The organism is Jejuia pallidilutea, assembly GCF_002973595.1.
Taxonomy (GTDB): domain Bacteria; phylum Bacteroidota; class Bacteroidia; order Flavobacteriales; family Flavobacteriaceae; genus Jejuia; species Jejuia pallidilutea.
Map to the genome: position 1 here is coordinate 108048 of NZ_PVEO01000007.1, position 20503 is coordinate 128550.

Consider the following 20503-nt stretch of genomic DNA (forward strand, 5'->3'; position numbering starts at 1 on the left):
TGGTAGTTAATCTAAATTATCAATTAAATCTTGTTTTAAAAAGCTTTGTGCCATTTTGTTTCCAGAAATGAAGTTACCAATGCTTTTACCTAAGAATACCACGTTTTTTGGTCTCATAAAACCAAGATACATAAGATGCGATTCCGAGACAAAAAAATAGAATATTGATATTTTGAATTTTATGCTTGTTACAATATAAAAGACCTCACAGAATTTAAAGCCAGTGAGGTCTAGAAATATTATAAAATTTAAGTTTGGTTAAGTTTTACGCTCTAGCAACGCCATATAAAATCCATCAAAACCATTTTCGTGAGCTAATATTGTTTTATCTTTTACTAAGCTAAAATTTGCACCAGCTTCAGATTTTAAAAACGTATTTACTTGATTTTGGTTTTCTGAAGGCAATACAGAACAGGTAGCATAAACCAATTTACCTTCTGGTTTTACCATTTTAGAATATTGTTGTAATACCTCTTGTTGGGTAACTCTAATACGGTCTAAAAATTCTGGCTCTAACTTCCATTTGGCATCTGGGTTTCTTCGTAGAACACCTAATCCGGAACAAGGTGCATCAATCAGCACTCGGTCTGCCTTATTGTATAATTTTTTAATGGGTTTTGTAGAATCAATTACTTTTAAATCTACATTGTGTACACCGTTTCGTCTGGCTCTTATTTTAAGTTTTTTAAGTTTACTTTCGTAAATATCCATGGCAACAACTTGCCCTTTGTTTTCCATTAAAGATGCTATATGCAGTGTTTTTCCTCCTGCACCTGCACAAGTATCTACTACTTTCATGCCTGGTGCTACATCTAAGAACTCTGCCACTAATTGAGATGAAGCATCTTGTACTTCAAAAAGTCCGTTTTTAAACGCATCAGTAACAAATACATTGGCGCGCTCTGTTAATTTTAAAGCCCATGGGTAACCTTTAATAAATTCGGTTTCAATACCATTGTCATCAAAAAGTATATTCTGTAATTTTTCTTTAGTAGTTTTTAGGGTGTTGGTTCTTAGAATAACATCAGCTTGTTGGTTTTGCATTGCTATTTCTTTGGTCCATTTGGCCTCTCCAAGTTCAGCTAAACCTACCTCGTCTATCCAATCTGGAATAGATTCTCTTATTTTTCTAGTTTTAGAAAGCTCATCAAAACGTCCCTTTATTTTTCGGGTTGGCGTGTTTTCAAAGTATTTCCAATCTGGTAAAGTTATCCCCTTTAAAGTTGCCCAAACAGCAAACATGCGCCATAAATTGTCGCGATCAAAAGGCTCTTTTACCTCCGCGATTTCTGCATATAAACGTTTCCAACGCACAATATCATAAGTGGTTTCTGCTACAAAACCACGGTCTCTAGCGCCCCAACGTTTATCTCGTTTTAAAAGTTGTTGAATAACCTTATCGGCGTATTGTTCTTCGTTAAAGATTTGTGTTAATCCGTCTATAACGGCAAAACATAGGTTTCTGTGTAATCGCATTGTTTTAGTTCTCAGTGTCCAGTTTCTAATGGGGAATATTCATTATGCGGTATGCAAGTTTGAATAGGAAACCCAAAACAGACTTTTTAAGTATTTAAGGCTGCAAAGGTACACTAAAAGTTTATTTGTTTTATTCTTAAAGGACTTATTCGTAAAGCTTTTCTATTTTTATGGAATTAGATAACGCTTAAAAGGGGCTGGAGAGTTTTATAACCCGATAGAACTAATAAAAACTACACTTATTATGAGATATCTTTCTTTATTCATTTCAATTGTATTAACTGTTGTTTCCTGTGAAAAAAAAGAAAAGTTTAAACCAAGAAGCGTTTCTAAAATTGAATTTAGAACGCTATTGCAGGATTCCCTTTTAGATGTTAGAGCTTTAGAAATTGTAAACGAAAACTGTGTATTCTTTTTAACATCAAATGGTTACGGCGGTAGTGTTAATTTAAGTGAAGATAATGGCGCACACGTGGTTTACCCAATTTTTATTGATGATGATAGCTTAAAAAATAATTTTAGGGCATTGGCTTACACGCGTAAAAACAGATTTGGTTTAACAATAGGAACACCAGCAAAATTATATAAAATTAAAAATGGAGAAAACACTATGGTGTATCAAGAACACCACCCAAAAGTGTTTTACGATGCCATGGCATTTTGGAACGACCAAGAAGGCATTGCAATTGGAGACCCAACCGATAATTGCATGAGTATTATTATTACAAGAGATGGTGGAGAAACATGGACTAAGTTGTCTTGCGACGATATACCAAATACTAAAGCAGGTGAAGCGGCTTTTGCAGCTAGCGATACAAATATTGCTATAATTGGTACCCATACTTGGGTAGCTACAGGAGGAGTGGCAAGTAGAATTTTATATTCTCCAGATAAAGGACATACATGGCAAGTTTTTGATACTCCAATTATACAGGGAAAGGAAACTACAGGAATATATTCTATAGATTTTTACGATGAATTAAATGGTTTTGCCATTGGTGGCGATTATACCAAGCCAGATGAAAATTCAGCAAATAAAATAAGAACAAAAGATGGAGGTAAAACTTGGGAATTGGTTGCCAACAATAAAAACCCGGGATATAGGAGCTGTGTGCAATACATCCCAAATAGTAATGCCAAAGCACTAGTTGCTATTGGTTTTAGTGGTATTGATTACAGCAATGATTTTGGAAGCACATGGAAACATTTAAGTGATGAGGGGTTTTATACCATTCGCTTTTTAAACGATTCCGTTGCTTATGCTGTGGGTAAAGGAAGTGTTTCTAAATTAACGTTTAAGTAAGCAGTTGAGGTTTAACTTATAGAAAATCAGGAAATTACCCAGTATTGGGTATTTTTTTTATGTCTCTAATTTTAATTATATTGAACATAAATTAAAACACTACTTCATGAAAAAAATTACACTCTCACTTTTATTGCTTTTTATTGTACAAAGCTATAGCCAAAACCAGCTTCTTTCTAGAATAGACGAAATTTACAATGGAGGAACTTTTGTAAACAGTACAGGTTTTAACTATGAATACGATGCTAATGGAAACTTAACAACAGAGACCATTTACTTTTGGGATACTAACGCTTGGGTAGCGTTTGGTAAAACATTTTACACCTATAACGCTAATAATAAAGCTACCGAAGAAATTTTCCAGAGTTTTAATATTGTAAATAGCATGTTTGAAAACTCAGAACGAATAATTTATACATACAATGCCAACGGAGATGTAGAAAATATAGAAGATTTTATATGGGGAACTGGGGTATGGGAGCCAGAGGCTAGAACAAATTTAATCTACACATCTGGATTGCTAACAAGTGGCGTTACTGAAGATTTCGTAGGAGGGGTATGGGTGAATTCATTTAGATCTACCGTAACTTATAATCCTAATAATACCATTGCCCAAATAGTTGATGAAGAATGGAATACAAGTAGTAACGTTTGGGAGTTGGATGAAAGGGAAATATTTACCTACGATGCAAATGATAATATAAGCCTTGTTGAAACAGAAACACGTAACGGTAGTGTTTGGGAAGATGATTATACTATTTCTTATGTTCTTGACGGTAATGGAAATAGAATATCTGAAACAGAAACTTACAATGGTGGTACTTCTGAAACTACAACTTATACATACGATACCTCTGCATTAATGAGCAATTTTGCAAATCCGTTTGCAGATTATAATGGCTTACAATATTTGTTGGAGGATTTCCCGTATGTAAATAAAATACTTACTATTACTTCGGGTAGCACAATTAGGTCTACTTTCGATTATAATAATGTTTTAAGTATTAATGATGTACCGATTGTAAAACAGATTAATGTAAGTGTTTTTCCTAATCCGTCTCAAGATTATATAACGGTAAAATCTTCAGAAACCATTACTAATGTTGAAATTTACAGTGCTTTAGGTAAAGAAGTAATGTCTACAACTTTAAAGAATATTAATATTAGTGAGTTGTCTAGCGGTATTTATTTAATGAATATCTCTCTAAATAGCGGTAATAAAGTTGTTAGAAAATTAGTAAAAAAATAATTACTAAATAACTAATAAAAAGAGAGAAGTGTTAGCGCTTCTCTCTTTTTCGTTTTTTGTATTCCTCAAGCATTTTTCTTCTAAAATCATCTTCAGCTATTTTAAGTTGAATTATTTTTTTTGCAGGAATAATATTTAATAGCTTTTTAGAAAACTCTATGCGTAATTCGTGCATGCGGTTTTCAGCGGCGTTAAGCTCGTTTAAAAGCGTGCTGGCATCAGCATTACTCATAGTATCAAAATTATCTCTAATTTTTTTACGAATTGCTCGTACTTCTTTAAATCTAATGGTATTGGTTTTCTCCTCAAAAGTATTGTAAACGGGCCAAAATTCTTGAGATTCCTTTTCACTTAAATTTAGTTGTTCTGTAATAAATGCTACCTTAATTGCTTTTATACGCTCTCTTTTGCCCTCTTTTTGTGCCCATGCGTTTATAGACACTAGTAGTAGGCAAATACATAGTAGTTTTTTCATGTTTTTTATTGTTTTATTCTATTAATAAGGCTTCTATATCAGCATTATTTAATAAATATTCTTCAATGTTTTCTGCATCTAGATTATGGTCTACAAAATTATTATCGTTTAATTCTGTATCTGTAAATAGTGATGCAATTTCATAAGAACTTATGTTTTCGTCTAAAATATAAGTTTCAACAGTTTCAGTTTCTAAATTATCAAAAGATGGTGTTTTTTCAAAAATAGAAAGGTTAAATAAAAGTAATATTGCAGCTGCAACACTACTTATGTAAACAATGGTTTTTTTGTTAAATAAAGAAATTACTTTTGTTTTAGTTTCTTCAGATAGTTTTTGTAGTACATTATCTTCAATAGCGTTAAAATAGCCATTAGGGACTTTAAAGCCAGTTTCGGTTTTTGGCAAGTGCGCCTCTTCTTCAATTCTATTTAGAAGATTTTCCTCAAAAGCATTAAAATAATCTTTTGGAACTTTAAATCCGTGCGATTTTATATGATGTAATTTCCTGTTTTTCATGTTTTTTAAGCAATCATTTATTGGACTGTTTTTTATGCTAAAGGTTTAATCGCTAGTTAAATATGCTTCAATTTTTTTTACTGCAATATGGTACGATGCTTTTAATGCACCTTCGCTAGTTTCTAGTATATCTGCCATGTCTTTATATTTTAAATCTTCAAAATATTTCATGTTAAATACTAATTGTTGTTTTTCTGGCAATGTAGCTATAGCTTTTTGTAGTTTTAATTGAATGTCGTCCCCTTCAAAATACACATCAGATGTTAGGTTGTTAATAGCCAATGCTTGCGCCTCTTCACTAGATACCTGTAAGCGTTTTGCATTTTTGTTTATATGCGTTATAGACTCGTTGGTGGCAATACGGTACATCCATGAAAACAATTTACTGTCTCCTTTAAAATTATTAATGTTTTTATAAATTTTTATAAACGTATTTTGTAACACATCATCGGCATCGTTATGAGACTTTACTATATTACGAATATGCCAATATAAGCGTTCCTTGTAGAGCGACATTAACACTCTAAAGGCCTTCTCTTTATGCTGTTGCGATTGTAACTCTTTTACTAACTGCGCTTCGTCTGTCACAAAAGTGGTTTAATAATTAGACTGATAAATATACTGAAAGTTTAAAATGAATTTTTATATCAGAAATGTGTTTTTGTAATTGTTTAATAATCATACAATTAACAAATATATACACGATAAAAAGCAAATAAATACGATAAAATACATTTTTTTCTTGTGTAGTATGTATTTTTAATATAAATTTGTATCAGAAACCTACTTAATATGTTAGTCGTCCCCAAATCTAACATAAACTTAAAAAAAGGATAGTTGCCCAAATCACTATCCTTTTTGTTTTTTTACAAAATTTTATTGAGAAACTAAATTATTCAAAGCTTTGCATTTCTACTAGCTTTTGGTATACCCCTTTTTTAGCAATAAGTTCTGCGTGTTTACCTTTTTCTACAATTTCGCCTTTACTTAAAACAACAATTTCATCGGCATTTTGTATGGTAGATAAACGGTGTGCAATAACAATAGATGTTCTATTTTTCATCATATTCTCTAAGGCCACTTGTACTAAGCGCTCACTTTCTGTATCTAATGCAGAGGTAGCCTCATCTAAAACCATTATTGGAGGACTTTTTAGTACGGCGCGGGCAATACTTAAACGCTGTTTTTGTCCGCCAGAGAGTTTATTGCCAGCATCTCCAATGTTAGTGTTTATACCTTGCGGTAAGTTTTTTACAAATTCCCAAGCGTTAGCAACTTTTAGTGCTTCTATAACTTCGGTATCTGTTGCATTTTCATTACCAAGTTTTAGGTTGTTTTTAATGCTATCGTTAAATAGAATAGCATCTTGTGTTACTATACCTAATTGTTTGCGTAAGGAATTTGTGGTTAGCTTTTTTATATCGGTACCATCAATTAAAATTTCACCTTTGTTAACATCGTAAAAACGCGTTATAAGGTTTGCTACAGTAGATTTGCCACTACCAGACTGCCCAACCAAAGCCACGGTTTTTCCTTTGGGAATGGTTAAGCTAAAATCTTTTAAAACATATTCGTCTTGGTACTTAAATGAAACATCATTAAACCTAATTTCAGAGTTAAAATCTTCTTTAATAATGGCTCCAGGTTTGTCTTTTAAAGGGTTTGGTGTGTCTATAATTTCCTGTATACGTTCGGCAGCAGCACCACCTTTTTTAATGTTGTATAGGCCGCGGGATATTGCTTTTGCAGGCGTTAGAATATTATAGGCTAGCCCCATGTAAATTATAAATTTACTTCCATCTAAAGCTAAATTACTATTGTCGTTCAATACTAAATTACCACCGTACCATAATATTACAGAGATCATGCAAATACCTAAAAACTCACTAGCCGGTGAAGCAAGATTTTGACGATTTAATAATTTATTTGAAAAATGATAAAACCTAGAGGTTGATTCTTGAAATGTTTCATAAAACTTAGCTTCAGCACTAAAACCTTTTATAATTCTTAAACCGGTAAGTGTTTCTTCTAAAGTAGACAGAAACATGCCTTGTTCTTTTTGAACACGATCTGATTTTCGCTTTAAACTTTTTCCAATTTTGGATATTACAAAGCCCATAATTGGAATAAAAACAAAGACAAACAGCGTAAGTTGAGGGCTAATATACACCATAGCTATTATGGTGAAAATAATAGTTAAGGGCTCTCTAACAATTAATTCTAAAACAGATAAAAAAGAGTATTGTAAATCTTGAACATCGCCAGTTACCCTAGCTAAAATATCCCCTTTTCTTTGGTCTGATAAATACGATAGTGGTAATTCTATTGTTTTTTTATACACCTTGTTTCTAATGTCCCGAATAACGCCATTTCTTAAAAATACCAAAAAGTAGTTAGCAAGATAGCCAAATAGGTTTTTTAGTAGAAACATAACCACTATTAAGCCAATGGTGAACATTAAAGCTTTAGATTTATCTCCGCCCGTAAATTGATGCATTTGATAATTAAGGTAGTCTCCTGCAAAATCGGCGAGTTTTTCTAAACTTGTATATTCTGGTTTTTGAGTTGGTACAGTTTTTTCTTTATCGAAAATAACGTCCAACATCGGTTTTAAAGCTATAAATGATAGTGTGCCAAATAACGCAAAAAACACATTAGAAATAATGTGTCCTGCGGCATAACGCTTATAAGGTTTTGCGTATTTTAAAATATTTGTAAAATGGCTCATTAAATAAGGTTCATGTCCTTAAGAATAGTTTCGGCCTTAGTGTCCAATTGGCTTTCTATAGCTTTAAAGTTTTCAGTACTATTTAATTTAGAATTTACACTTACGTAAAACTTAATTTTAGGTTCTGTACCGCTTGGTCTTAAAGCTATTTGGCTGCCATCTTCTGTATAATAAATTATAACATTAGATTTGGGGATATCAATAGATGTGGTTTCCCCCGTTGCTAAGTTTTTAGATGTAGCAGATTCATAATCTTCAATTTTAACAACTTTAGAACCATTTACAACTTTAAGTGGGTTTTGGCGTGCATCAACCATCATTTGTTTTATTTCTTCAGCACCTTCAATTCCTTTTTTTGTTAATGAGATTAATTTTTCTTTGTAAAAACCATGCGCTACATAAAGTTTAATTAATTCTTCGAAGAAAGAGCTACCGTTAGCTTTTGTAATTGCAGCAATTTCGCAAGCTAAAAGCGTTGAGGTTACGGCATCTTTATCACGAACAAAATCGCCTACCATAAAACCAAAACTTTCTTCGCCACCACCTATAAAATCTAATTCTGGGTGGTCTTTAATTAATTTAGCAATCCACTTAAAGCCTGTTAGTACAATTTTGTTTTCAACGCCATAAGCATCGGCAAGTTTGTTCAACATAGGTGTGGAAACTATTGTGGTAGCAATAAATTCTTTTCCGTTTATTTTGCCTTCAGATTTCCATTTTTTCAATAGAAAATCTACCATCATAACCATAGTTTGATTTCCATTTAGTAGCTGTAATTCATTATCAGAATTACGAACGGCAACACCTAATCTATCGCAATCAGGGTCTGTTCCTATTACAATATCTGCACCAACTTTATCGGCTAACTCTAAAGCCATTTTTAAGGCGGCAGGTTCTTCAGGGTTTGGCGATTTTACTGTAGGGAATCCACCATCTGGTTTGCGTTGTTCTTCAACTATGTGCACATGTTTATAACCAGCACGTTTTAAGGTTTCGGGAACTGCTGTAATTGAGGTTCCGTGCAGTGAGGTAAAAACAATTTTTAAATCGTCTTTAGCGGCTTGTGTGGCACCAACGGTTCCGTTTTCAACAGAGGCGTTAATAAATACGTCGTCTACATCTTCTCCTATATAATTAATCAAGTCCTTATTGGCTTCAAACTTAACATCTGCATAATTAATATCATTTATCATCTTAATTACAGCAGCGTCGTGCGGCGGTACCATTTGTCCACCATCTTGCCAATATACTTTGTAGCCATTGTATTCTGGTGGGTTATGAGAAGCTGTTAGTACAATGCCACAGTGGCAGTTTAAATGCTTTACAGCAAAAGATAACTCTGGTGTGGCACGTAAATCCTCGAATAAAAATACTTGAATACCATTTGCTGAAAATACATCAGCAACAATTTTAGCTAAAGTTTGGCTATTATGCCTGCAATCGTAGGCAATAACAGCTTTAGGTGTTTCATTTGGAAATTGTTGGTGTAAATAATTACTTAAGCCTTGAGTACTTTTGCCTAGTGTATATTTATTAATGCGGTTTGTGCCAACCCCCATAATACCGCGCATACCACCGGTACCAAATTCTAAATCTTTGTAAAAGCTCTCTTGAATGTCTTTTGGATTATTAGCAATATCGTTTTTAATGGTTTGTTGCGTTTCGGTATCAAAGGCTGGAGTTAACCAGGTATTTATTCTCTCTAAAATTTTTGGATCTATGTGTATCATAATATTGTTAAAAGGTATTGACAAAAATACACATTTGCAGCAAAAGTATATATTTAAAAGTCAGCCTTTTTAAGTAAATAGTTACATAACAGGGTGAGTACTATGAGAAATTAAGCTCGTTTTTAATTAAGTAACGACGCTTATCGGGTCTGTTACGTAAAATTAATTCACCTAAAAACCCTGCAACAAAAAATTGTGTACCAATAACCATTGTAATTAAAGCGATGTAAAATTCTGGTCGTTGTGTTATTAGTCTTCCTTTGGTATGAATAAACAGTTTGTCTACACCAAGATAGAGTGCGAACCCAAAACCAATAAAAAGCATAATTACACCAAGTGCGCCAAATAAGTGCATAGGGCGTTTGCCAAAGCGCGATAAAAACCAAATGGTAATGAGGTCTAAAAAACCATGAATAAACCTATCTATACCAAATTTTGTTTCTCCGTATTTTCTAGCTTGGTGTTTTACTACCTTTTCGCCAATGTTACTAAAGCCAGCATTTTTAGCTAAAACAGGAATATAACGGTGCATTTCACCATTAACATCAATATGTTTAACAACAGCTTTCCGGTAAGATTTTAGTCCGCAATTAAAGTCGTGTAATTTAACACCAGATGTTTTTCTCGCGGCCCAATTAAATAGCTTAGATGGTAGATTTTTTTTAATAATAGCATCGTAGCGTTTCTTTTTCCAACCAGAAACCAAGTCGAACCCATCCGAAGTTATCATTTTGTAAAGTTCGGGGATTTCATCAGGATTGTCCTGCAAATCGGCATCCATGGTTATTACCACATCGCCCTGTGCTTTTTCAAAACCAGCATGAAGGGCTTGGGATTTACCAAAGTTTCTTAAAAAACGAATGCCTTTTACATTGTGGTCTTTTAAAGAAAGTTCCGAAATTATTTTCCAGGAGCCATCAGTACTGCCATCATCAATAAAAATAATTTCGTAAGAAAAACGATTGGACTGCATAACACGTGCAATCCAATCATGTAATTCGGTTAAAGATTCTTCTTCGTTAAGTAGTGGTATTACTACGGATATGTTCATGGAAATAGTTTCGCCTAATAAAATTCAAAAATAACGAATTTATTCTGCGTCTGGATTTCTTTTTTTCATGATTGCGGCAACTATTAATCCAACAATACTAAAACCAGCTAGTTGCCAAACTATAGATTGTAATACATTACTAACAGAATACATGTTTCCTTTAGCTTCCATCTGTTCAACGGTTTCATTAATTACCTCAGAAGGCACGTTGTAGCTCTCTAATCTTTCAACTTGCGAATTAATAATTTTTTCTTGTAATTCTACCGAAGCCTCTGGGTCTATGAAGTTAAAAAGAATAATACTAAAAGCGGCACTAATTAGTACCCCTACAAGCAATGTTAAAAAATAAGAGGAAAAAGCATCTTTAAAGCTGATAAAGCCCCCAAGTAGTTTTTTAGATTTAGCAATTGATATAATGCCTATTATAACAACTACAAATAAAAACAATAGCCCAAACCAAATCTCTGTAAATAAATCTAAACTTACTGCGTAGCCTATTCCTGTAAGTAATATTAATGTAATTCCTAGATAAAGTCCATAGTTAACGGCACTAGACTTAAAAGATGTTTTCATGTTTTTTTTATTTTGATTATTTAGTTTGCTAATAAGTATATAAAGATAGTAAAACGTTACATTTACAAACTAAAATAAAAAATATTAAAAAGTATTGTTAATTTATAAAAATTACTTAAATTTGCACCTCTAAAAAATTAAGATTTAAAGCGTAAAAGCGATGAAAAAAGGTATACATCCAGAAAATTATAGAATAGTAGCATTTAAAGATATGTCTAACGATGACGTGTTTTTAACAAAATCTACTGCAACAACAAATGAAACGATTGATGTTGACGGTGTTGAATACCCACTTGTAAAAATGGAGATTTCTAGAACATCGCACCCATACTACACTGGTAAATCTAAACTTGTAGATACTGCTGGTAGAATTGATAAATTTAAAAACAAGTACGCTAAGTTTAAAAAATAACTCAACGCTATTACTATACAGTAAAGCCTTTCAATTTTTTTTGAAGGGCTTTTTTTATTGTTGGTTTTTAAACTACTTTTGATGTTGTAACTAATTAAAGTTAAAGTGAAACACTTCTAACTTCTAACTTCTAACTTCTAATTTTGAGATGAACTATATTCTTTTTGACGGTCCTTCGAGAAACAACTTACTTCCATTCACATTCACAAGGCCAGTTGCCGATATTCGTATTGGAATTTTAACTATTAGAGAAAAATGGGAATCGTTTTTAGATACCACAACCACAACTGTTACCGAAGATTATTTATCTGAAAAGTATCCTATGGTTGAAATGGACGAGAATGTAATGATAAATGCATCATACCTGCCTAATTTGCAATTAGTGGAAATGATTAAGGATTTAAAGCAAAATCAAGCTATTTTTAAAGATGAAGATGTTATTGCCTTTTTTGCAAAAGAAGGAGAAGAAAATATTGATTTTGACACATGTGATGCGATAGAATATAGTGGAGATTGTTTAAAAGTAGAAAATACTTGGGATATTTTCTCAAAAAATGAAGAAGCAATTCAAGAAGATTTTACACTTTTAACCAAAGGGAAAACATCGCAGCCTATTCCTGCTAGTAACAACATTATAGCACCAGAAAATATTTTTTTAGAAGAAGGTGCAAAACTAGAGTTTGCAACCCTTAATGCTTCTAAAGGACCTATTTACATTGGTAAGCACGTAGAAATTATGGAAGGTTCTTTACTGCGAGGTCCCATAGCTTTGTGTGATAGCTCTATTGTTAAAATGGGTGCAAAAATTTATGGCGCTACTACCCTTGGGCCTTATAGTAAAATAGGAGGCGAAGTAAATAATTCAGTAATTTTTGGCTACTCAAGTAAAGGGCACGAAGGATATTTAGGTAATTCTGTTCTTGGAGAATGGTGTAATTTAGGAGCAGATACAAATAATTCAAATTTAAAGAACAACTATGCCGAAGTGCGTTTGTGGAATTACCAAACCGAAGGTTTTGCAAAAACTGGCTTACAGTTTTGTGGCCTTATGATGGGCGACCATAGCAAATGTGGCATAAACACTATGTTTAATACAGGAACGGTGGTAGGCGTTAGTGCTAATATTTTTGGTAGTGGTTTTCCTAGAAATTTTATACCCAGTTTTAGTTGGGGCGGTAATAGCGGGTTTACTACTTATTTAACCAAGAAAGCTTTTGAAGTAGCTAAGGTAGTAATGCAAAGGCGAGGTATAGAATTCTCTGAAGACGATAAAGCTATTCTAGAACACGTTTTTGAAGAAACTAAAAAATACCGACGCCAGTAATTATGTTGTAAGGTGCTAAAAATTAAACATTTGTATATTTGTGTAATCTACAAGCGTTTTTTATGTATAGAAAGTTACCAATATTAGTGCTCTTTTTACTTTGTGCTCAAAGTTTTTCCCAAGTCACAAAATACCATGTAAAAAATTTAAAACTTAATACAAAGTATCCGCATTTTGGAGTGAATTTGTGTGGAGACAATAAGGTGCTTTTCACATCATATCAGCTTAATAAAAAAGGAAAAGTAAAGAAAATGTTTGATGGCCAAGGCATTTTAACCATTTACAAAGGCAGTGTTGATAGCGATGGCAACATAAAAAATATAGAAGAAGTTACTATTGATCCTAAGGCTAATATTGAAAGTATAACTAGCGCTACGTTATCTTTAGATGAGCAACAATTATACATTACAACTACCTACACCAATAAAAGTAAGCCAAAGGGTAATTTTAATAAGGTCAATTTTCACATAGAAGTGGGTGAGTATAAAGCTGGAATTGGCTATACAAATTTTAAGGTTTTACCATTTTGTAATCCCAAGTATTCTTATGCACATCCTGTATTTAGTTTAGATGGTAAAACTTTATATTTTACGGCTAACGTAAAAGGAGGCAGGGAAACAACAAAAGGCGCTTCTGATATTTTTAAAGTTGATGTTTTACAAAACAATACCTTCGGAAAAATAAAAAATTTAGGTGCAAGAGTAAATTCTTATAGTAAGGAAATGTTTCCTACGATTTCTAAAGAGAATGTGCTCTATTTTGCGTCAAATAAATCAAACGGTTACGGTGGTTTCGATTTGTACAAAAGTAAAATGAATGCCGATGGTACTTTTAATAAAGCTGAAAAATTACCAAAACCCATTAATAGTTCTCAAGACGATTTGTCTCTAGTAATGCTACCAAATGGCAACTCTGGATTTATGGTATCTAAACGCAAGGGAGGGAAAGGCGACGATGATATATATTATTTTACCATAATAAAATAATTTAATCTACCGATTTGGTTACACGCCTTAAATCCAATAAATTAATAGGGTTAATGCCTAATCCTTTTACGTTTTTTCTGGTAAATCGTACAACTTCGTCGTAAAATAGCGGTACCATAATGGCATTTTCCATAGCAATAGAGTCTATGGTGGTATATAAATGTTTTCGTTCTTCAATATTAGAAATACTAAAAGCTTTGTTGTATAAACTATCTACAGTTTTGTTTTTAAAATGAAAATAATTAGAGCCTTTTGGGGTGAAATTTTTACTGTAAAAAATAGATAAATAGTTTTCGGCATCCATATAATCTGCCACCCAAGAACTTCTAAACATATCTACTTTACCATCAGATCGCGATGATCTTAATGTGGCTTCGGGCATTACATCTACATTAATCTTTAAGCCAGCTTTTTCTAGCTCCCGTTGAATAAATTCGCAAAAACTAAGGTAATTGCTAGAGGTTACTAAAGTTATTTCAGGATTGGTTATGCCACTTTCTTTTTTAAATGTATTAATGAGCTCTTTTGCTTTTTCAGGTTGGTAAGAAAAACCAATAGATTTGCTGTATCCAGGAAGTCCAATAGGTATAAAGCCGCCAGTAGCAGGATTGCCAATACCGTTTCTTAAATATATCATCATTTTTTTTCGGTTAAATCCATAGTTAATGGCTTTTCTTATATGTATAGATTGTATTTCTGGTGTTTCAGATTCCAAATAAAATCCTAAATATTCAGAGTTCAAATAAGGGCCTTTTTTCATATCAACTTCAGACTTGTAAGTATCCCTTAGACGGCCATCTGCAGTTAATAGCTCATCTTTATAAGAAGCGTCTAACCCAGAAAGATAATCTATATTACCTTGTGCAAATTGTAAAAATTCACTTTGTTTATCGGGTAAAAAAGTAAGCGCTACAGCTTCTAAATAGGGTAAAGTATTGCCGTTTTGGTCTTTTTCAAAATACTGTTCGTTTTTCCTAAAAACTAGTTTTATATTTTCTTCCCAACGCTTAAACTTAAAAGGCCCAGTGCCAATAGGGTGAGAGCGAAATTCTGTACCATAATGCGACACAATTTCCTTAGGAACCACAGAGCAATATTTCATGGTAAGCAACCCGATGAACGCAGGAAAGGGCTGCTTTAAATTAATTTGAAAAATGGTATCGTTTAGTGCTTTATAATTTTCAACTTTATTTAGTACCCAGCTTCCCGGTGCTGCAAGTTTTTCATCTTTTAATCTATTTAAGCTATATGTAAAATCGCTAGCAATAACAGTTCTGGTAGAGTCTTTTCCAAATAACTTATGCTTGTGAAAATAAACATCGTTTCTTAGGTTGAATGTGTAAGTTAAGCCGTTGTTAGAAATTTTCCAGTCTTTTGCAATACATGGTAAAATATTAAGTTTATCATCCAGTTGTACTAAGCCATTAAAGAGTTGATTGCAAACCGAGTTATCTTGCAACGTTCTTGAAAATGCAGGGTCTAAAGTGTTAATATTCGCAAATTCGTTGTAGCGAAAAATCAAATGATCTTTATTTGAGTTGGTGTTTTTTCCACAGGAAAAAAAACAAAAAATAACACAACTAACTGATATATAAGTAATTGTTTGATGCCAGATGCGTTTTATCATATAAGTTATTAGTTGTAAATTTGCAGTCTTTTAAATGTAAAGGTAAATTTTAAAAAATTCTGAAACAAGCACAGAATAACAAAACAATAAATGAATAAAAAAGTCGCATTTTATACATTAGGTTGCAAGTTAAATTTTTCTGAAAGTTCTACAATTGCTAGGAGTTTTGTAAATGAAGGTTTTACTCGCGTAGATTTTTCTGAAAAAGCAGATATTTATGTTGTTAATACCTGCTCTGTAACCGAAAATGCAGATAAACGTTTTAAAACTATAGTAAAACAGGCGCAAAAATCTAATCCTGATGCTTTTGTCGCAGCGGTAGGGTGCTATGCGCAATTGAAACCACAAGAACTGGCAGATGTAAATGGTGTTGATTTGGTTTTAGGTGCTACTGAAAAGTTTAAGATTACCGATTACTTAAATGATTTATCTAAAAACGATTTTGGAGAAGTACACTCTTGCGAAATAGAGGAAGCAGATTTTTACGTTGGGTCTTATTCCATTGGCGATAGAACTCGTGCTTTTTTAAAGGTGCAAGATGGTTGCGATTACAAATGTACCTATTGTACTATTCCGCTAGCCCGAGGTATTTCTAGAAGCGATACTATGGCTAATGTTTTAAAAAATGCCCAACAAATTTCGAAACAAAATATAAAAGAAATTGTTCTAACAGGGGTAAATATAGGCGACTACGGTAAGGGCGAATTTGGTAACAAAAAGCACGAACACACGTTTTTAGATTTAGTTAAATCGTTAGATAAAGTTAAGGGCATAGAGCGATTAAGAATTTCTTCAATAGAGCCTAACTTGCTAAAGAACGAAACCATAGAGCTTGTTTCTAAATCTCGAGCATTTGTACCACATTTTCATGTGCCATTACAATCTGGAAGCAATACTATTCTTAAAAAAATGAAACGGCGCTACATGCGCGAGTTGTATGTTGATAGGGTTTCTAAGATAAAAGAAGTAATGCCACATGCATGCATTGGTGTAGATGTTATTGTTGGCTTTCCCGGTGAAACCGATGCTCATTTTCTAGAGACTTATAACTTTTTGAATTCATTGGATATTTCGTATTTACACGTATTTACATATTCGGAAAGAGACAATACAGAAGCAGCCAAAATGGATGGTATTGTTGCTAAAAACGTAAGAAGTAAGCGCAGTAAAATGTTACGTGGATTATCGGTTAAAAAGCGTCGTGCGTTTTACGAGAGCCAAATTGGAGCAAAAAGAACTGTATTGTTTGAAGGTGAAAATAAAGAGGGCTACATACATGGGTTTACCGATAATTACGTAAAGGTAAAAGCACCTTGGAACCCAGACTTGGTAAATACCTTGCACAAAGTAGAGTTAACAAAAATTGATGATGATGGTTTAGTAAGGTTTGATTTTTTATCACATACAGCTGAGAAAATTCGCGAATCTCAGAACTCATTTAAGTTGACGAGAGTTACATAAACATCTTTTGTGTTATAAAAAAAATCCGAAGCTAAATTTTAGTTCGGATTCCTTTATGTTTTTAATAACCAGCAACTAATAACCAGTAACCGATTATATCCTTACGCCAACAGGCAACATACGTTTGTACTTTCTATTACTTCTCACAAATTTCGCAATAGCAGGACACGTAGGCATTACGCTTAAGTTGCGTTCTTGAATAAGTTCGAAAACTGAAGCAATAAAATCTTTTTTAAAATCTTCGTTATTAATACCTTCTGGAATGATTAACTTGGTTAAGAATATTTTTCGTTCTTGGAGCGAGTATTCAATTTTTGCCAATTGGCCATCAATTTTTAGTTCAAATTGACGTAAAAAATCGTTGTCAATTAATTCAGCAGCTTCAACCATAGTATAATTATTATTTAATTTAAGGAGTAATGTTAAAAATAGTGCAGACTATTTTAGATAACTTTGCAAAAGTACGAAAAAAAATGATAGAATTAATCAATTTGACTGTTAAAACCTTATGAGTCAAGAGATAATACATGTGTATTTAATGCCAGGAATGGCTGCCAGTCCTTTAATTTTTGAGAACATAAAATTGCCAAAACCTCAATTTAAAATACACTATTTAGAATGGATGTTACCAAAAGAAAACGAATTGTTAAGCGATTATGCGTTTAGGATGTCTAAAAAAATAGAGCACAGTAATCCTGTGTTATTAGGCGTATCTTTTGGTGGTATATTGGTTCAGGAAATGTGTAAGTATTTGGATGTAAGTAAGTTAATAATTGTTTCTAGTGTAAAGTCTAAACAAGAATTACCGTTAAAAATGCAACTAGCAAAATCTACCGGAGCATACAAATTAGTACCAACACAATTGGCAAGTAAAATTGAAGTATTTGAGAAGTACGCTTTTGGTAAAACTATGGCTAAACGTTTAGAGCTTTATAAAAAATACTTATCTGTTAACGATAGTAAATATTTAAGTTGGGCAATAAAAGAAGTGTTGTGCTGGGAACAGCAAAACCCGCCTAAGGGTATTGTGCATATACATGGCGATAAAGACCCTGTATTTCCTATTAAATATATTACCGACTGTACTATAATAAAAGGCGGTACACACATTGCCATCATTAATAAGTATAAATGGTTCAACGAAAATTTACCTAAGATAATCTTAGATTAATACACTATATTTTTCTATTTTTAGAAAAACTTTTTAATGATGAAGACGATACAACGATTTTTGGCGCTTGTGGGATTATTAAGTTTATGCTTGCTATTTATTTATGCCCTCCAAGACGCCCCTACAGACGAAAATTTCGAAAAACAACTTATTAACGATTACAATGTTTATGCGTTGCAGGTTCCAGAAAATTTATCTTTTGCTGGAGAGCGCGTACCACTAGAAAACCCAGATATATTAGAGCGTATGGATAGGGAACTTTTGGTAAATACCTATTGGCAATCTAACGGTTTGTTAATGTTTAAACGCGCTCAAAAATATTTTCCAATTATAGAACCTATTTTAAAGAAAAATGGTGTACCAGACGACTTTAAATATTTAGCCGTTATAGAAAGTGGTTTAACCAATGCTGTGTCTCCTGCAGGGGCAAGAGGTGTTTGGCAGATTATGAAGGCTACAGGACGCGAAAATGGTTTGGAAGTTAATGATAATGTAGATGAACGGTATCATTTAGAAAAAGCTACAGAGGTAGCATGTAATTATTTGTTAAAAGCCAAAGAACAATTAGGGTCTTGGACGTTGGCCGCTGCTGCCTATAATGCGGGAAATGCAGGTGTTTCAAGACGTTTAAGAGAGCAAAACGTTACAGATTATTACGATTTATTACTTGGTGAAGAAACAGGGCGCTACTTGTTTAGAATTGTAGCGCTTAAAGAAATACTATCAAACCCTGATAAATATGGCTTTAATTTTAGAGAAAAAGATTTGTACTCTAACGTACCAACATTTAAGGTAGAAGTAGATACCGCAGTAACAGATTTTACAAAATTTGCTGAACAATTTGGTATTAATTACAAAATATTAAAACTTCACAACCCTTGGCTACGAGAGCCGCACTTAAATAATAAATCTAGAAAGCAATACTATATAGAAATTCCTAAAGAAGGATATTACAATTAAACTCCATGTTAGAGTATCTTAAAGATAACTACTGGATTATTTTACTAATTTTAAATTATGTTATAGCCATATCTGCGGTTATAACGGTAGTGCTTAAAAACATAAACCCAACCAAAACATTGTCTTACATCATTGTTTTGGTTTTTTTTCCTTTTTTTGGTTTGTTAGTGTATTACTTGTTTGGTCAAGAATATAGGAAAAACAAAATTTTTAGCCGTAAACATGTTTTAAATCAATCTATCATTAAATCTATTAACCAAGAGTTAGAATTTAATAAGAACCAAATACGAAAGATTGATGATTTTTTAGATCATAAATTAAAACTTGTTAAGTTGCTGTATAGTAACAAAAACTCCCCGCTTACACTATGCAACGAAGTTGATATTTTAAAAAATGGTAAAACAAAGTTTGAAGCGCTTTTAAGAGATTTAAATAATGCTAAAAACCATATTCATTTAGAATATTACATTATTAAAGACGATAAAATAGGTTCTAAGGTTTTAGATGCCCTCTGTAAAAAAGCAACACAAGGGCTTAAGGTAAGGTTAGCATACGATGATGTTGGGAGCGATTTATCGTCTAAAATGAAACAAAAGTTAAACAGTAGTGGTGTAGAACATTATCCCTTTATGCCCGTTTTATTTTCTAGTTTAACGGGTAAAATGAACTATAGAAACCACAGAAAAATAGCTGTTATAGATGGCGAAATAGCCTATGTAGGAGGAATTAATATTTCAGACACCTATGTTAACTATGATGATAACCATGTGTACTGGAGAGATACTCATTTACGGCTTGTTGGTGAGGCGGTAAAATCATTACAAATCGATTTTTTTACCACTTGGGAATTCGTTTCAAACCAAAAGATTAATATAGATGAACGTTATTTTCCAGAGGTTACCTGCAAAAACGAAGTTGCAGTTCAAATAGCGGCAAGTGGCCCAGATACAGATGCCCCTAACATAATGGAAGCCATGTTTATGGCCATAACCACGGCCGAAAATTATGTTTATATCACCACACCATATTTAGTGCCAAACGACCAAATGATTACAGCGCTTCAAGTAGCGGCAAAGAGTGGGGTAGATGTAAGAATATTAATTCCCAAACAATCAGATTCCTGGGTAGTAAAACATGCTACTAATTCGTATTTAGAACGTTTAATGGATGCCAACATTAAAGTATATCGTTATACAAAAGGTTTTGTACATGCCAAAACCATGGTTGTAGATGATATTTTTTCAACAGTAGGTACTTCAAATATGGACTATAGAAGCTTTAACATCAATTTTGAAGTAAATGCTTTTATCTATGATACTAAAACTAGTAAGATTTTAAAAAACTATTTTTTAGAAGATTTAGAATGTGCTGAAATAGTAGAACCAGAACGTTGGACAAATCGTCCCAAAATAGAAAAACTTAAGGAGTCTTATTGTAGGTTGTGGTCGCCTTTAATATAA

19 protein-coding genes are annotated in these 20503 nt (G+C 32.8%); 9 read left to right on the top strand and 10 right to left on the bottom strand.

The features are described 5' to 3' along the window. Positions 1 to 258 precede the first annotated feature (258 nt). Positions 259 to 1476, bottom strand: a complete 1218-nt coding sequence (locus CLV33_RS12340; RefSeq protein WP_105474180.1) for an RsmB/NOP family class I SAM-dependent RNA methyltransferase — start codon at positions 1474 to 1476, stop codon at positions 259 to 261. A 244-nt stretch (positions 1477 to 1720) separates the two neighbouring features. Between CLV33_RS12340 and CLV33_RS12345 the strand changes: the two genes are divergently transcribed. Both CLV33_RS12345 and CLV33_RS12350 read left to right on the top strand, forming a co-directional pair. Next, positions 1721 to 2779, top strand: a complete 1059-nt coding sequence (locus tag CLV33_RS12345; RefSeq protein WP_105474181.1) for a WD40/YVTN/BNR-like repeat-containing protein — start codon at positions 1721 to 1723, stop codon at positions 2777 to 2779. 106 nt (positions 2780 to 2885) lie between these two features. After that, entirely contained in the window at positions 2886 to 4028 is a 1143-nt protein-coding gene (locus CLV33_RS12350) for a T9SS type A sorting domain-containing protein (RefSeq protein WP_105474182.1), read from the top strand. A gap of 31 nt (positions 4029 to 4059) precedes the next feature. On the opposite strand, the gene CLV33_RS12355 is transcribed toward CLV33_RS12350, so the two are convergent. From CLV33_RS12355 to CLV33_RS12385, 7 genes are all read right to left on the bottom strand, one after another. After that, the gene (locus tag CLV33_RS12355; RefSeq protein WP_146109739.1) at positions 4060 to 4503 is read right to left on the bottom strand and encodes a sensor of ECF-type sigma factor; all 444 of its coding nucleotides are present in this window, start codon (positions 4501 to 4503) and stop codon (positions 4060 to 4062) included. Between the two features lie 13 nt (positions 4504 to 4516). Next, positions 4517 to 5020, bottom strand: a complete 504-nt coding sequence (locus CLV33_RS12360; protein WP_105474184.1) for a hypothetical protein — start codon at positions 5018 to 5020, stop codon at positions 4517 to 4519. A 45-nt stretch (positions 5021 to 5065) separates the two neighbouring features. After that, the gene (locus CLV33_RS12365; protein WP_105474185.1) at positions 5066 to 5608 is read right to left on the bottom strand and encodes an RNA polymerase sigma factor; all 543 of its coding nucleotides are present in this window, start codon (positions 5606 to 5608) and stop codon (positions 5066 to 5068) included. 304 nt (positions 5609 to 5912) lie between these two features. After that, positions 5913 to 7748 (bottom strand): ABC transporter ATP-binding protein, encoded by a 1836-nt coding sequence (locus CLV33_RS12370; protein ID WP_105474186.1) that lies wholly within the window; start codon positions 7746 to 7748, stop codon positions 5913 to 5915. Continuing rightward, the gene (locus CLV33_RS12375; RefSeq protein ID WP_105474187.1) at positions 7748 to 9478 is read right to left on the bottom strand and encodes a phospho-sugar mutase; all 1731 of its coding nucleotides are present in this window, start codon (positions 9476 to 9478) and stop codon (positions 7748 to 7750) included. Before CLV33_RS12375 ends, CLV33_RS12370 begins: the two co-directional genes overlap by 1 nt. A gap of 100 nt (positions 9479 to 9578) precedes the next feature. Then, complete coding sequence (locus tag CLV33_RS12380) at positions 9579 to 10529, bottom strand: glycosyltransferase family 2 protein (protein ID WP_105474188.1); 951 nt, start codon at positions 10527 to 10529, stop codon at positions 9579 to 9581. Between the two features lie 39 nt (positions 10530 to 10568). Beyond that, positions 10569 to 11102, bottom strand: a complete 534-nt coding sequence (locus CLV33_RS12385) for a DUF4199 domain-containing protein (RefSeq protein WP_042244198.1) — start codon at positions 11100 to 11102, stop codon at positions 10569 to 10571. Between the two features lie 160 nt (positions 11103 to 11262). On the opposite strand from CLV33_RS12385, the gene CLV33_RS12390 reads away from it, so the two are divergent. The 3 genes from CLV33_RS12390 (at position 11263) to CLV33_RS12400 (ending at position 13824) form a co-directional block, all read left to right on the top strand. Next, positions 11263 to 11514, top strand: a complete 252-nt coding sequence (locus CLV33_RS12390; protein ID WP_042244196.1) for a type B 50S ribosomal protein L31 — start codon at positions 11263 to 11265, stop codon at positions 11512 to 11514. A 148-nt stretch (positions 11515 to 11662) separates the two neighbouring features. Further along, positions 11663 to 12838, top strand: coding sequence for a GlmU family protein (locus tag CLV33_RS12395; protein WP_105474189.1), 1176 nt, complete (start codon positions 11663 to 11665; stop codon positions 12836 to 12838). 62 nt (positions 12839 to 12900) lie between these two features. Beyond that, positions 12901 to 13824 (top strand): TolB family protein, encoded by a 924-nt coding sequence (locus tag CLV33_RS12400; protein ID WP_105474190.1) that lies wholly within the window; start codon positions 12901 to 12903, stop codon positions 13822 to 13824. A gap of 1 nt (position 13825) precedes the next feature. Here CLV33_RS12400 and CLV33_RS12405 read toward each other — a convergent pair whose 3' ends face one another. Beyond that, entirely contained in the window at positions 13826 to 15451 is a 1626-nt protein-coding gene (locus CLV33_RS12405; protein ID WP_042248545.1) for an ABC transporter substrate-binding protein, read from the bottom strand. Between the two features lie 90 nt (positions 15452 to 15541). Between CLV33_RS12405 and mtaB the strand changes: the two genes are divergently transcribed. Then, entirely contained in the window at positions 15542 to 16912 is a 1371-nt protein-coding gene (mtaB, locus tag CLV33_RS12410; protein WP_105474191.1) for a tRNA (N(6)-L-threonylcarbamoyladenosine(37)-C(2))-methylthiotransferase MtaB, read from the top strand. Between the two features lie 93 nt (positions 16913 to 17005). Here the strand turns inward: mtaB and CLV33_RS12415 are convergent, their stop codons facing one another. Further along, on the bottom strand, positions 17006 to 17302 hold the full coding sequence (locus CLV33_RS12415; protein WP_042244190.1) for a GNAT family N-acetyltransferase: 297 nt from the start codon (positions 17300 to 17302) through the stop codon (positions 17006 to 17008). A gap of 118 nt (positions 17303 to 17420) precedes the next feature. On the opposite strand from CLV33_RS12415, the gene CLV33_RS12420 reads away from it, so the two are divergent. From CLV33_RS12420 to cls, 3 genes are read left to right on the top strand one after another with little or no spacing between them, the layout of a single operon-like run. Beyond that, complete coding sequence (locus CLV33_RS12420; RefSeq protein WP_105474192.1) at positions 17421 to 18083, top strand: alpha/beta hydrolase; 663 nt, start codon at positions 17421 to 17423, stop codon at positions 18081 to 18083. A gap of 39 nt (positions 18084 to 18122) precedes the next feature. Then, positions 18123 to 19043 (top strand): lytic transglycosylase domain-containing protein, encoded by a 921-nt coding sequence (locus tag CLV33_RS12425; protein ID WP_042244187.1) that lies wholly within the window; start codon positions 18123 to 18125, stop codon positions 19041 to 19043. Between the two features lie 5 nt (positions 19044 to 19048). Beyond that, positions 19049 to 20503: a cardiolipin synthase gene (gene cls / locus CLV33_RS12430; RefSeq protein WP_105474193.1), complete on the top strand. Its 1455-nt coding sequence runs from the start codon at positions 19049 to 19051 to the stop codon at positions 20501 to 20503.